This is a genomic window from Sphingobacteriaceae bacterium, from assembly GCA_002319075.1.
Classification (GTDB): domain Bacteria; phylum Bacteroidota; class Bacteroidia; order B-17B0; family Aurantibacillaceae; genus Aurantibacillus.
Map to the genome: position 1 here is coordinate 3,687,088 of NVQB01000001.1, position 12,353 is coordinate 3,699,440.

Consider the following 12,353-nt stretch of genomic DNA (forward strand, 5'->3'; position numbering starts at 1 on the left):
TCCAGCAGACGATGCCCGAAATGTGTTTTAATGTCTCACAGGCATGAACTTTGTTCCCCCGGATAAAACAGGGTTACCTGATAAATAAAAGAACACAGAAGAGAAAAGATTAACCGGGATTGAAAATTATTTGTGGTCTTTAAATTTATAAAAGACAGATTCATTAAGTTTTTTGGTTGAATAGGATCGTAAAAACGCTTCCCTTATTTACTTCACTTTTAACAGAAATAGTTCCGCCCATAGCTTCTATTTGCGAACGTGTCATAAAAAGTCCCACACCTTTAGCATTTTCTACGCGATGAAAAATTTTATGGAGACCGAATATTTTGTCTTTGTATTTATTCAAATCTATGCCAAGTCCATTATCAGTGTGCACAAGTGCCAGACCCTGATTTGTAATTTTTGTTTCAAAGTGTATTTCAGGAGTTCGGTCTTGTGAAGCGTATTTTATAGAATTGGTTAACAAATTCAGAAAGATACTTTCAAGGTAAATTTTCGGATACTTAATTTCTGGAGCTTGTGAGAAGTCTGTAGTTATTTTTGATTTAGATTCGGTGATTTGTGCCGTTAGCATGTCGCTGACTTTCTGGAAAAGATCATTAAATTTCAGATTTTCACGCTCCTTATTAATATCTTCTTTTATTTTTAAACTTTCCAGGAGTAAGTTTAAGGTTTCAGAAAGATGTGCAGAGACAGATTCTAATTTGCTAAAGAGCAGATTTTTTTCATCCTGAGTTTTTGCTTCTTTGTAAAGAGTCAGTAAAACGCCTATATTTCCTACTGGCGATCTTAGGTTATGTGAAGTGATGTGGGCGAAATCGAGTAGTTGGGTGTTTTGGTAAGACAGCTTTTTTACAAGCAGATCGACCATTTCTTCTGATCTTTTTCTTTCAGTGAGATCGCGCGTAACTTTTATAAATCCGATTACACTATTTTCTTCATCGTGTGTTGCGGTTATAGTTATGCTTGCCCAAAAGAGATCTCCACCCTTACGAACGCGCCAACCTTCGTCCCTGGCGATACCATCCTGGATCGCCTGTTTGAAAAGTTTTGCCGGTTTACCATTTTCTACGTCAGTTTTTGTATAAAAGGTAGTGAAGTTTTTGCCGATGATTTCTTCGGGTGCATACCCTTTAATCTTTTGAGCACCTTTATTCCAATCGATAATAGTTCCCTTGAAGTCCAAGAGTACAATGGCGTAGTCTTCTATTTCCTGAATGGCTTTTTGAAGATTTTGCGAGGCCGTTTTCTTAGTTGATTTCATTTATGAATCCGGAGTGTATCATAAATGTATGTAAAACCACTTAGGATAAACTGCCTAAGCAGTCAGAGTTAGACACAAATGACAGTTCAAAACCGCGTTAACATCTGTTTTTGCCCCAGAATCTCCCAAGCTTCCAGCAATTCCTGCAGAATAGGCGTGCATGCTCGCAATGAGGTTTCCAACGTTCTTTTGGTGGAATGCAGGTTTCGTCGCAGGTTTGGAAGTCTGTACTTTGATATTTTGTTATTTTTTTTTGCAAGGCCAAACGGTCAGTTTCAGGACCTTCTCTCCCTACGATCATTAATTTGTAAGCATCCGGGCTAAAATATTTTTGCTTGATCAGACGAATGTTATCTGTTGTGATTACAGAAAAGGCCGAAACATAATTTTTGCGGGACTCAAAAGGATAAACTAAAGGATTATAAAAGCATAAAATAGATTCCGCAGTTTTGCTACTATCAGCGCCGTCTTTTAATTTTTTTGCGACTCTGTTTAAAAGACTATCCGAAGAATTATAGGCATGAAATTCGTGGAGGAGGGTGTCGAAGAAGGAGATTGTTTTAATCAGTTCAGTTGAACTTATCCACTTCATTTCGATAAAATTGTTGGAATAGGTTACAGGCCCAAAACTCAAACTCTTTTCCGTGTCCTGTTTCATTTTTGTTTTTACTGCAATAAAATCATCAAACAAAGCGCAGGCCAGCACAAAGCCATAGTAATCAGCAGACCTGAAGGAAGGCGCTGCCTGGAGCCATGTAAGCTGAAAATCTTTTTGATCACGTTTATTGATAAAGCAAATTGTTTTGCTTTTGATTTTCAATATTTTTAAATCTTCATCATTTACTTTTTGCTCTTTGCGTAAAGTTTTCCACCTGTTGAAATGCCTGTTCACGAGTTTTTTAATTTCTTCTTTATCAAAATTTCCGCAAATAAGCAGTGACGTATTTACTGGATTATAGTGTTGGTAGTAAAACTCCCTGAGTTGCTCAGGAAGTACTTTTTGAATGGCATATTGACAATAGGTTCTTCCCAAAGGGTTTTTACTACCATATAAAAACAAGCTTTCAAAAGCAGCAAATACAGTTTCTGTAGTGATTTTTTCAGGGCTATTAAAGTCCATAAGATTGGAGGTGATCTTGTCTATAAGATTAGGTTTAAACGGTAATTTTAAAAGTGAAGAACTCAGTAAACTCATTTGCTTGCTAAAGTCTTTTACAGCGCAGTTTCCGCTTATGATAGTTTGTCCCTGATTTAATTCGCATTTTATTTTTTTCTTTTTTTTGAAAAGCGATTTTTGTTTTTCCTTTAAAGTTTCAGCGATGAGATGTTGAATAAGCTTGCTGTATCCCACCTGACAGGAGTTTTCGTTTTTTTGTCCGCCGTTAATAACTAACCTGACGTTTAAAACGGAGTCTCTGCCATAATTTACCATGCACACTTTTAGACCATTTTTTAAGACAAGTGTATCCAGTTGCGGAACTTCCTGCGAAGCTAATTTCAGCGATAAGAGCAGGCATGCCGTGATAAGTGATCGCATAATTTTGTATTGAATCCTTGACAAACAAGAGAAGTCATTACTTACTGAAACACGCTTTGGTAACATATCAGAGCGAGACCGTATTAAATCACTTACCTCAGAAGTAGTTGAAAGTTTGCTGGATAAATTACGAGCACTTGCATAAGTAGGCTTTAAAATGTACATTTGCCTTCCAAATTTTACGCTGCTTAATAGAAGCGTACTTAATTGAAAAATCCGGAGACCTGTCAGAGTGGTCGAACGAGCCCGCTTGGAAAGCGTGTATACGGGTAACTGTATCGAGGGTTCGAATCCCTCGGTCTCCGCGGATAAATAGCAAAAGGGTTTAAGCGAAAGCTTAAACCCTTTTTTGTTTGACATGAGCGCATAAAGCCCTTCAGCTTTAATGCGTGAAGTGGCGAACAAAAAAGAAGGCTCGTTTTTCACGAGGCTTCTTTTGTATTCTGACTCCGGGAGGCATTAGGGATCATGTCAATAATCCCTCGGTCTCCGCGGATAAATAGCAAAAGGGTTTAAGCGAAAGCTTAAACCCTTTTTTGTTTGACATGAGCGCATAAAGCCCTTTAGCTTTAATGCGTGAAGTGGCGAACAAAAAAGAAGGCTCGTTTTTCACGAGGCTTCTTTTGTATTCTGACTCCGGGAGGCATTAGGGATCATGTCAATAATCCCTCGGTCTCCGCAAAAGATCACCAAATCAAATCAAAGCCCGTCAATCTTAGGATTAACGGGCTTTTTGATTTTTATTACTATTAAAATCATTCATTAAATCGCAAGGCTGAGGTGGAGAATTCGGTGTCACCAAATTCTTTGCTAAGGGTTGATGGCAGCAGCCCTTACATAGCAAAGGCAAATAACCCCACCATTGCTTTGGCAAGGTTAATTGGGTTTACAGTTGATGGTGATGATCAATTTATCAGTTACTGAAATTAGCTGCGCTAATAACAGTGAAGTAGGTGGATCGGTTCTAAATTTAAAACTTTGAGTAACAATTGTTTATCTTTATCAGGTTCACATTCCCTAAAATATTTCTTTTCAATTGTTGGTATTATTATACAAATGACTAACTTTGTGTCAGAATTATGAAAGACGTGGATAAAAGAGAGCATATTTTATTAAAAGCAGAAGAGCTTTTTTCAAAAAATGGTTTTAACGAAACATCTACTCGCATGCTGGCTGCTGCTGCTAAAGTAAACCTGGGGATGCTTACTTATTACTTCGGCACAAAAGACAAAATATTGCAAGCGTTAATTGATCGTAAATTAGGTTTTTTTCGCGATAGTTTTGCCGTAATTGATAAGTTGGATTTGCCAACCATAAAAAAGGTAGACGCAATCATTGACGTATATGTTGATCACATGTTTGAACACAGGCGTTTTCACCGCATCCTGCATAGCGAAGTGCTTTCAGAAAAGCATTCTGACCTGCTGGATTATGCATATGCTCTGATTAAAAAAAATCATGAGTTCCTGAGCGAGATAGTTGAAAAAGGGAAAAAAGAGAAAGAATTTAAGAACATCGACAGTCGCTTGTTTATGGCTTCTATTACCGGCACGCTCACCCTTTTAATTAAAACAGAAACAGTGGGTATATTCTGGTTATCCTCCGATTCAAAAGCCAGCAGCTTAGATGATCCTGCATTTAAAAAACATGTTAAAACGTTTTTAAAAGAAATGGCGCATGGTTATTTAATTGCAAAAACAAATTAAAAAAATTTGCCTTAAAAATTAGTCAGTCGTATGATTAATATTGGAAATTACACGTAAAGTAAAAATTGAACAATGAGAACAAAACTAAAAACAATGAGAATAATGAATTACGCGGTATGCTTTTCTGCCCTGTTTGGTGCCTTGTCATTACAGGCACAACGAAAAGAAGAGTATACGTTAGAACAATTACAAACGTTGGCGAAGGAGAATTATCCCTTACTAAAACAAAAACAAATGTATAGAGATATTGGTGCTAATAAAGCCAAGCAGGCAGGCACTAATTTTTTACCCCAAATAAATGTAACCGGGCAAGCAACGTATCAAAGTGAGGTAACAGAGTTAGCATTGCCACTACCGGGTAGTACAGGTTTTAAACAAAAGCCTGATCAATACGCCTTTGGTTTAGAGTTGAGAGAAAATCTTTTTGATTACGGTGCTGTTAAAACTCAAAAGCAAATGGAAAAAGAAAACTCTGAAATTCAATCTCAGCAAATAGATGTAGACTTTATAAAATTGAAAGACAGAGTTAATCAATTGTACGGTAATGTATGTTTACAACAAGAGAATAAAAAAATAATGTATTTACGCATGAAGGAACTGGAAGCAAAACGGCGAAAAATGCAATCAGCCGTTACTAATGGAGCAGCTTTGTCAAGTAGTTTCTTAGTGTTGGAATCTGAATATTTAACCACTCAGCAAAAGCTGGAAGAGATCAATTCAAATTTGAGTGGTTGGTATAGAACTCTTTCCATCATTACTAATAAGCAAATGGATACGAATGTAGTATTCACCGACATTAAAAAAGAAATACAACTTCAATCTGCTAACATACGTCCTGAATATAGATTGTACGAATTGCAGAGTAGCAATCTAAAACTGAGAGAAAGTATGATCACGAAAAATAACCTGCCAAAAGTTTTTGTGTTTGCAAAAGGTTATTATGGACGGCCAGGTTTGAATTTTCTGAACAATGATTTTAGGCCTTATGGTTTAGTTGGCGCGGGTTTATCATGGAACTTAACAGGTTTCTATACATCTGGTAAAGACAAAAATAATTTGCATATCACTAATGATATTTTAACTAATCAAAGAAAAATATTTGATTTAAATCTACAGGCAACTTTAGCACAGCAGCAGGAAGAGATTACGAAGCTGGAGAGAATGCTTGTGATGGATTATAAAATTGTGGAAGCAAAAACGTCTGTTCGCAAAGCGTCCTCCAGTCAATTAGATAATGGTGTAATTACATCGTCTGAATATATTGTTGACTTGAACGCGGAAAACCAGGCACAGTTTAATTTGAAATTACACGAGCTACAACTATTCATGGCCAAACAAAACTATAACACAACTTTAGGATACTAAACATCATGGAAAATAAACAAGATCATCAGGAAACAATAACTACAAATACAAATCAAATGGAAGAAAATAATTTAGAAAATAAAGCAGCAGGAAAAAAGAAAAAATTCAAAATAATAGGTGGTATTGCCGCCCTTGTTATTGCCCTTGTAGTGTATGTGTGGATAAGCGGCATAGGGCATCAAAAAACCGACAACGCACAAGTGGACGCAGTCATTATGCCCATACGGGCTACCGTTCAAGGCTTTGTAACAAAGGTAAATTTTTCAGATAATCAAATGGTAAAAAAGGGTGATGTGCTCATCGAAATCGATGGCAAAGATTATGTTACCAGGCTTAAACAGGCTCAAGCTGTTTTAGAAAGTGCAAAAGCACAATTGGAAATTGCGAAATCGGGAGCAAGTACCGCGGATATGAATGCAATGGCATCTAGTTTAAATAGCCAGGCGGCCAAAGATAATATTGCATCAGCGCGCGCAAAATTTTCAAAGAATGAAAAAGAAATGAATCGCATGGATAAAATGCTGAAAGATGGCGCAGTAAGTCAACAGCAATTTGAATCGGTAAAAGCTGAATTTGAAACATCTAAAGCGCAATGGGATATGTTAGAAAAACACTATCAGGCTTCTTCGTCTCAGGCTAGCGGCCTTCAATCGCAAGCCGATGGACAAAAATCTCAAATTGTGTTAGCTGAGGCAATTGTAAAACAACGTGAAGCGGAATTAGCTTTAGCACAAACACAATTGGATAATACATTTCTCAAAGCACCGTTTGATGGGATTATTTCAAAAAAATCAATCGATGTTGGACAGTATTTACAAATAGGAACTCCTGTATGCTCAGCTGTTGATTATAATAATCTGTGGGTCAGTGCTAATTTCAAAGAAACGCAAATTAATGAAATGCGTCCTAACCAACCAGTAGATATTAAAATAGATGCTTTTCCAAAGGCTCATATACAAGGTAAACTACAAAGCTTTGGTGGTGCAACAGGTGCGAGATTTTCGTTATTGCCTCCTGACAATGCTACAGGAAATTTTGTGAAAATCACGCAACGTGTACCCGTGAAAATTTTAATTACAGAATATCCCAGAGAATTACTCGGCTTACTTTTACCGGGGCTTAGTGCAGAAGTAGATATTCATACTAAATAATAAGACTGTGAGCAATACTCTTTTATCGCAAAATCAAATCGTCTATCCTACGGGTTTAACCAAATGGATCATCATTCTTACAGCAATTAGTTGTGCTATTTTAGAATTGATTGATAGTACTGTTGTAAACGTATCTCTGCGAGAAATAAGTGGAAGTATTGGTGCAACTACTACGGAGATTGCGTGGGTAACAACCTCGTATGCAATTTCCAACGTCATCATTATACCCCTTACAAGTATGTTTTCTGATTGGTTTGGCCGTAAATTATATTTTACAGCTTCTGTAGTAATATTTACTGCAGCTTCATTAATGTGCGGATTTTCAGAGAGTTTATGGACACTGGTGTTTTGGCGTTTTGTTCAGGGACTTGGTGGCGGCGGCTTATTATCAACTGCACAAACTATTGTTATTGAAACTTTTCCACCCGAGAAAATTAATACTGCAAACGCCATATTTGGAATGGGAATGATCCTTGGGCCAACTTTTGGTCCAACCCTGGGTGGTTATATTACGGATCATATTTCGTGGCAATGGATATTTTTTGTAAATATTCCTATTGGTGTTTTAGCAAGTTTTTTATCCTGGACATATATTACAGATAGAATAGGCGCTGTAAAACCCCGGAAAATGGACTGGTGGGGCATTTTGTTTTTAGTGCTCGCAATTGGCTCTTTACAGTTTGTTTTAGAAGAAGGCACTTCAAAAGATTGGTTTGAAAGTGATGAAATTAGTGTCGTTTCTATTGTTGCTTTATTTGGAATCATTGCTTTTATCTATAGGGAATTGAGTATTGATTACCCGGCAGTAAACATAAGGCTTTACAAAAATTACAATTTAGTTATCGGCAGCTTCATGAATTTAATGTTGGGAATGTTATTATTCGGATCCATATTCATCTTCCCTTTATTTGCACAAATATCATTGGGATGGACAGCGACCCAGACTGGTGTGTTTATGATACCTGGTGCATTATGTGCCATAGTAGGTATGCTTATGGTTGGAAGATTATTAGGCAAGGGTGCTAATCCTAAAGTTATTATCACCCTGGGCATCATGTTCATTTTTGGCTTTTTAATGTTGCTTGGTTCAGCTTCGCCAGATTCTAATGAAAGCAATTTTTATATTCCGTTCTACATGCGTGGATTTGGTATGGCATTCATGATGTCGCCTATTCTAACCCTGGCAGTTGCAGGTTTAAAAGGAAAAGATATGGCGCAAGCAGTGGGTTTAGCTAATATGAACCGGCAACTGGGTGGAGCATTAGGGATTGCGATATTAAACTTGTATTTGATAAAGTCCGCCGCTCAAATTCGTGGCAATATGTTAGGCTATATTAATATTTACGATACGTTGAGCGCTGATAGAATTTCGACATTGACCCAAAATTATCTTGCAGCGGGGCGTAGTTTAGAAGAAGCCCAAGCTTTAGCGTATAGATCTTTAGAGGGTGCTTTGTTCAAACAACAAGCTCTGGTAAATTATAATCAGGGATTTCTGATGGTGGGCTTTGCAGTGCTGGTTTGTATTCCTTTAGTATTACTGATTCGTCATAAGAAAGTGGAAAAGCCTGAGGCTATTTCAGAGCATTAGTTTTTTGAATCTGCAATACACTTTAGAATGAGAATCATCGAATGTTCAAGACTATTTACAGGATAAAAAAATAAGTGCTTTCGTCGGAAAGATTATCATCCTTTCCAACACAACCGGAGTTTCTGATCAAGCACCTATTAATTGCCTGTTTCTCACTATTGTCCCAGGATTTTAAATCATTGAAATTGGAGCGCATCTTCACTCAGCAAAAAAAAAGCTTAGAAAAAATAGCTGCCGCTTTCAAAAGTGGGTGCCAATGGTTTGATGAAGCTGTTTAGGGATTTGGTGGCTGTTCATCGGCAAGGTACTATTTATCAGGAAGCATCGCTGCCGAAGACTTAGCGGCTGATCTTTTAGTGTAAAATCGCTTTAACTAATAACACCCCATCGCTTAACTAAGCCTACATTAAAACTTGTGACCTGTTTAGTAATTACTATTAGAAGAAAACCTGCTAAAAATGAAAGCCACTCAATTGCTAAAAACAAATCCCACAGGGCTTACCCGATTTGCCGACTTAACCACAAAAAACAAAAAACTTGAGTTGTATGTTACAACCGATATTCAGGCCACTGAATACTTTAGAATATTTAATGTAACACGTTCAGATTTTTTCTCAGTATTATTTTTTTTGAACGGGGAACTGAATTTTGAAATAAATCAACAGAAACAAACGGCGGTAAAAAATTCCATTTTGTTTTTACGACCAAACACTTTTGTTAACACATCTTTTGAAAATAGTAATGCAAAGGTAAACGTTGTATTATTTACTTCTAAATTTTTGTTGCAAATAGGGATGAAAGATCACGAAGTGAATATGGTGGAATTTATCACTGGTAATAGTGGCTCCGTCCTTTTTTTTGATAAACAGGAAGCAAAATCACTTTTAAAACTTATAAAAGATTTAAAAGTTAAAAACGACCAGGTGGAGTTACATCCCTTTGGAGAAGATATCGTAAAATACGCATTTCGTATATTTCTTTACGAAATGACAGCAATGGGCAAAAATTATAGTAACTCTCTAAATCAAAAATCTTCAAGAAAACACTATGTTGTTATGGAGTTCATAAAATTTATGAACAGTACTTTTAAAGAACAAAGAGGCCTAAAATATTATGCAGATAAACTTTCCATTACTCCAAAATACCTTAGCGAAATAGTAAACGAGATAACCGGGAAATCGGCGAAGGGACTTATTGATGAAAAAGTTATGTTTGAAGCGAAGCAATTACTCGATAACCCAAAATTCAGTATTAATCAGATTGCTGAGCTTCTTAATTTTGCTGACCAGTCTTTCATGGGTAAATATTTTAAACGTCATTTAGGAGTTTCTCCCTCGCAGTATAGAAATCACAGGGTGCAATAAAAATAGCTCTTAAATTTGGACGAAACGATCGGACTAACCCCACCCATTTAAGAGAGTGCGAATAAAAGTAGCGACGTTAGCTTTGACTAAAACCAGGATAGATTTGAAGCCGGTAACTTTTTTGAAGACTAAGGACCTTTGTGTTATGAAAATAGCAGCAACAGAAACAATTAGCCACTTCGCTGATGCCAACTGATTTAAATGGGGTTTGACTATTTTGCTTCAGAAAAACATTATTTTACACTATGACTGTGCCAAAGATCAACCTAATAAAACCATCGCTGAATATCATCGGGTTATAGAACTACCAAAACCTGTACTCCTTTTGTTGACACTATTTTTAATTTTTATTCTGTTGCAGTGAAGAAAAATTTTCATGTTAACATGGAATAAGGGCAACAAGTTTCTTTTTCAAATTAATCCTGTTTAAGGAATTGTATTTCTGCCGCAATTTTGATTTCGTCACCAATTAAAAAGCCACCTGACTCTAAGCCAACATTGTAAGACAGTCCCCAGTCTTTTCTATTGATTTTCCCGTTTAACGAAAAGCCTGCTTTTTGGTTTCCCCAGGGATCTTTGTTCACACCTGCATATTCCACATCAAACGAAACCTTTTTTGCAATGCCTTTAATGGTAAGTCTCCCATTTAATTTATAATTTAGATTATCAAGTTTTATAAAAGAATCACTTTCAAATCTAATATTTTTGTGATTTTCAACATCAAAGAAATCGGCGCTTTTTAAGTGATTGTCACGCTCGATAAAATGGGTGCAAATAGAAGACGCTTCGATTATAGCACTTATATTCGCTTTACTCATGTCATCAATTGATGAAGTAAATTCTGAAGTGAATTTCTCGAATGCTCCTGTAACATTTGTCAGCATCAGGTGCCTGACTTTAAATACGATTTCGCTATGTGCCGGATCTAATATCCATTTGGTTTTATTTTCCATAAAACTTTTCTTGTAACTTTTAGTTTTAATAAAGAATTTTTATAAGTAAACTTTAATTCGGGCAGCACAAGCTGCCCGAATTAGAATTATTGCATGACCCCTATTTCTTTCATAAAACTCAAGTTATCCCAGAACAAATACTCTTCGATCATCTTGCCGTTTTTCCAGTGCCCAACCGTACACATCTCAAAACGGAATTTTTTACCTGTCGGAGGAATTGATTTACCATTTCCAATTGGCATAGGTTTAGTGAATGTGCCTTCAACAACTCCTATAACGGAGGTCCATTCTCCATGGCCAAACTTTACAGGATGTTCCGTCACTTTTACATCCGGTGCAAAAACAAAAGTTGGGGTTAACTCTTTGATATGATCCGGGAGACCCGTGGTAGTGTGTCCATCTGGATAATGAACTAAAATATTATCAGCATGGCTGGCGTGTAAGTTCTCCCATTGTTGATTTGAATAAACTACGAAGTCAAGGCTGTCGAAACGCGTTAGTAGTGTGTTCATTTTTGCCGCTTCATCTTCGGCAGTTGATTTTGCCTCTATTTGTTTGCTATCTGCTTTTTGTTCAGTTTCTTTTTGCGAACAGCTGCTTAAAATTAAAATTACTGGAATAGCAACACTTATTAAGCTGAAGCTCATTTTATTCAAATTTTTTTTCATTTTTTCCTGTTTTAGTTTTGTAGATAATTTAAGGAAGCAAAAATCGATTAATTAAAACCACTAATGATTCACATATGTTAATTAATAGAAAACGCGTAGAGTAGGCTAAGACTATAGTAGTTGCAGTATACCGCGTTTACTTCTTTTGTGCTTTTGGTTTACGAGCGCGACTAAGAGATTGGGGTTTTACTCCTAAATAATAGGCAATTAAGTATTGTGGGATTCTTTGCACGAATTCCGGATATTGTTGAGAAAAAGCAGAATACCTCTCGTCGGCTTCAGTGATGTTTGTTTTTGCTATCCTTAATTGTGCTGTAATATAAGCGTTCTGAACTATTATCCTGAAATATTTATTAAGACTTAAAATAGTATCGCAAACAGCTTCAAAATTTTCCCGGCTTATAGCTAGAACTTCAGTAGACTCCAATGCCACCACGTTATAAATCGCTTTTCCACTTGAAAAAAAACTACATAAATCAGAAATCCAATTTCCTTCCAGTGCGAACTGCACAACACTTTTAGCACCATTGTCTTTTTCGATGTAGGAGTAACAAGAGCCTTTCAGAATAAAATAAATATAATTATTGCTGCGTCCCTCTTCAACGAGAAAGTCTTTTTTATCATAGCTTTTTACAAAAGTTAATTTTAATAAAGCCTCGAATTGTTCCGAACTAAGACTTTGTTTTATTGTATTTTCAATCTGAAGTTTTAATAAGTTCGGCATACTAAAATTAGAAAAGCGAAATATACGAAA

The 12,353-nt window shown here is 36.4% G+C and carries 10 protein-coding genes and 1 tRNA gene; 6 read left to right on the forward strand and 5 right to left on the reverse strand.

Annotated elements, in window-relative coordinates:
* Nucleotides 1-163: 163 nt before the first annotated feature.
* Both CNR22_15865 and CNR22_15870 read right to left on the reverse strand, forming a co-directional pair.
* A complete protein-coding gene (locus CNR22_15865) occupies nt 164-1,264 on the reverse strand; it encodes a hypothetical protein (GenBank protein PBQ33189.1) in 1,101 nt (366 codons plus the stop codon).
* A 97-nt stretch (nt 1,265-1,361) separates the two neighbouring features.
* Nucleotides 1,362-2,966: a hypothetical protein gene (locus tag CNR22_15870; GenBank protein PBQ33190.1), complete on the reverse strand. Its 1,605-nt coding sequence runs from the start codon at nt 2,964-2,966 to the stop codon at nt 1,362-1,364.
* Nucleotides 2,967-3,019: 53 nt separating this feature from the next.
* Between CNR22_15870 and CNR22_15875 the strand changes: the two genes are divergently transcribed.
* The 6 genes from CNR22_15875 to CNR22_15900 all read left to right on the forward strand — a co-directional run bounded on the left by CNR22_15875 (nt 3,020) and on the right by CNR22_15900 (nt 9,978).
* Nucleotides 3,020-3,106 (forward strand) — tRNA-Ser (locus CNR22_15875).
* Nucleotides 3,107-3,880: 774 nt separating this feature from the next.
* Nucleotides 3,881-4,507: a hypothetical protein gene (locus CNR22_15880; GenBank protein PBQ33191.1), complete on the forward strand. Its 627-nt coding sequence runs from the start codon at nt 3,881-3,883 to the stop codon at nt 4,505-4,507.
* 72 nt (nt 4,508-4,579) lie between these two features.
* Nucleotides 4,580-5,872, forward strand: coding sequence for a hypothetical protein (locus CNR22_15885; protein PBQ33192.1), 1,293 nt, complete (start codon nt 4,580-4,582; stop codon nt 5,870-5,872).
* 5 nt (nt 5,873-5,877) lie between these two features.
* Nucleotides 5,878-7,023 (forward strand): secretion protein HlyD, encoded by a 1,146-nt coding sequence (locus CNR22_15890; GenBank protein PBQ33193.1) that lies wholly within the window; start codon nt 5,878-5,880, stop codon nt 7,021-7,023.
* Nucleotides 7,007-8,614: an MFS transporter gene (locus CNR22_15895; protein ID PBQ33194.1), complete on the forward strand. Its 1,608-nt coding sequence runs from the start codon at nt 7,007-7,009 to the stop codon at nt 8,612-8,614. The genes CNR22_15890 and CNR22_15895 overlap by 17 nt, the downstream gene beginning before the upstream one ends.
* Before the next feature lie 458 nt (nt 8,615-9,072).
* Complete coding sequence (locus tag CNR22_15900; protein PBQ33195.1) at nt 9,073-9,978, forward strand: hypothetical protein; 906 nt, start codon at nt 9,073-9,075, stop codon at nt 9,976-9,978.
* A 416-nt stretch (nt 9,979-10,394) separates the two neighbouring features.
* On the opposite strand, the gene CNR22_15905 is transcribed toward CNR22_15900, so the two are convergent.
* The 3 genes from CNR22_15905 to CNR22_15915 all read right to left on the reverse strand — a co-directional run bounded on the left by CNR22_15905 (nt 10,395) and on the right by CNR22_15915 (nt 12,323).
* Entirely contained in the window at nt 10,395-10,931 is a 537-nt protein-coding gene (locus tag CNR22_15905) for a hypothetical protein (GenBank protein PBQ33196.1), read from the reverse strand.
* A gap of 86 nt (nt 10,932-11,017) precedes the next feature.
* Nucleotides 11,018-11,578: a polyketide cyclase gene (locus CNR22_15910; GenBank protein ID PBQ34925.1), complete on the reverse strand. Its 561-nt coding sequence runs from the start codon at nt 11,576-11,578 to the stop codon at nt 11,018-11,020.
* Between the two features lie 157 nt (nt 11,579-11,735).
* Nucleotides 11,736-12,323 carry a cyclic nucleotide-binding protein gene (locus tag CNR22_15915; GenBank protein ID PBQ33197.1) on the reverse strand — a complete coding sequence of 196 codons (588 nt, stop codon included), beginning with the start codon at nt 12,321-12,323 and terminating at the stop codon, nt 11,736-11,738.
* Nucleotides 12,324-12,353: the final 30 nt, after the last annotated feature.

Excerpts from the sequence above, each read along its gene's own strand:
- CNR22_15865 (PBQ33189.1), bottom strand. The coding sequence starts at position 1,264 with ATGAAATCAACTAAGAAAACGGCCTCGCAAAATCTTCAAAAAGCCATT.
- CNR22_15870 (PBQ33190.1), bottom strand. The coding sequence starts at position 2,966 with ATGTACATTTTAAAGCCTACTTATGCAAGTGCTCGTAATTTATCCAGC.
- CNR22_15880 (PBQ33191.1), top strand. The coding sequence starts at position 3,881 with ATGAAAGACGTGGATAAAAGAGAGCATATTTTATTAAAAGCAGAAGAG.
- CNR22_15885 (PBQ33192.1), top strand. The coding sequence starts at position 4,580 with ATGAGAACAAAACTAAAAACAATGAGAATAATGAATTACGCGGTATGC.
- CNR22_15890 (PBQ33193.1), top strand. The coding sequence starts at position 5,878 with ATGGAAAATAAACAAGATCATCAGGAAACAATAACTACAAATACAAAT.
- CNR22_15900 (PBQ33195.1), top strand. The coding sequence starts at position 9,073 with ATGAAAGCCACTCAATTGCTAAAAACAAATCCCACAGGGCTTACCCGA.
- CNR22_15905 (PBQ33196.1), bottom strand. The coding sequence starts at position 10,931 with ATGGAAAATAAAACCAAATGGATATTAGATCCGGCACATAGCGAAATC.
- CNR22_15910 (PBQ34925.1), bottom strand. The coding sequence starts at position 11,578 with ATGAGCTTCAGCTTAATAAGTGTTGCTATTCCAGTAATTTTAATTTTA.
- CNR22_15915 (PBQ33197.1), bottom strand. The coding sequence starts at position 12,323 with ATGCCGAACTTATTAAAACTTCAGATTGAAAATACAATAAAACAAAGT.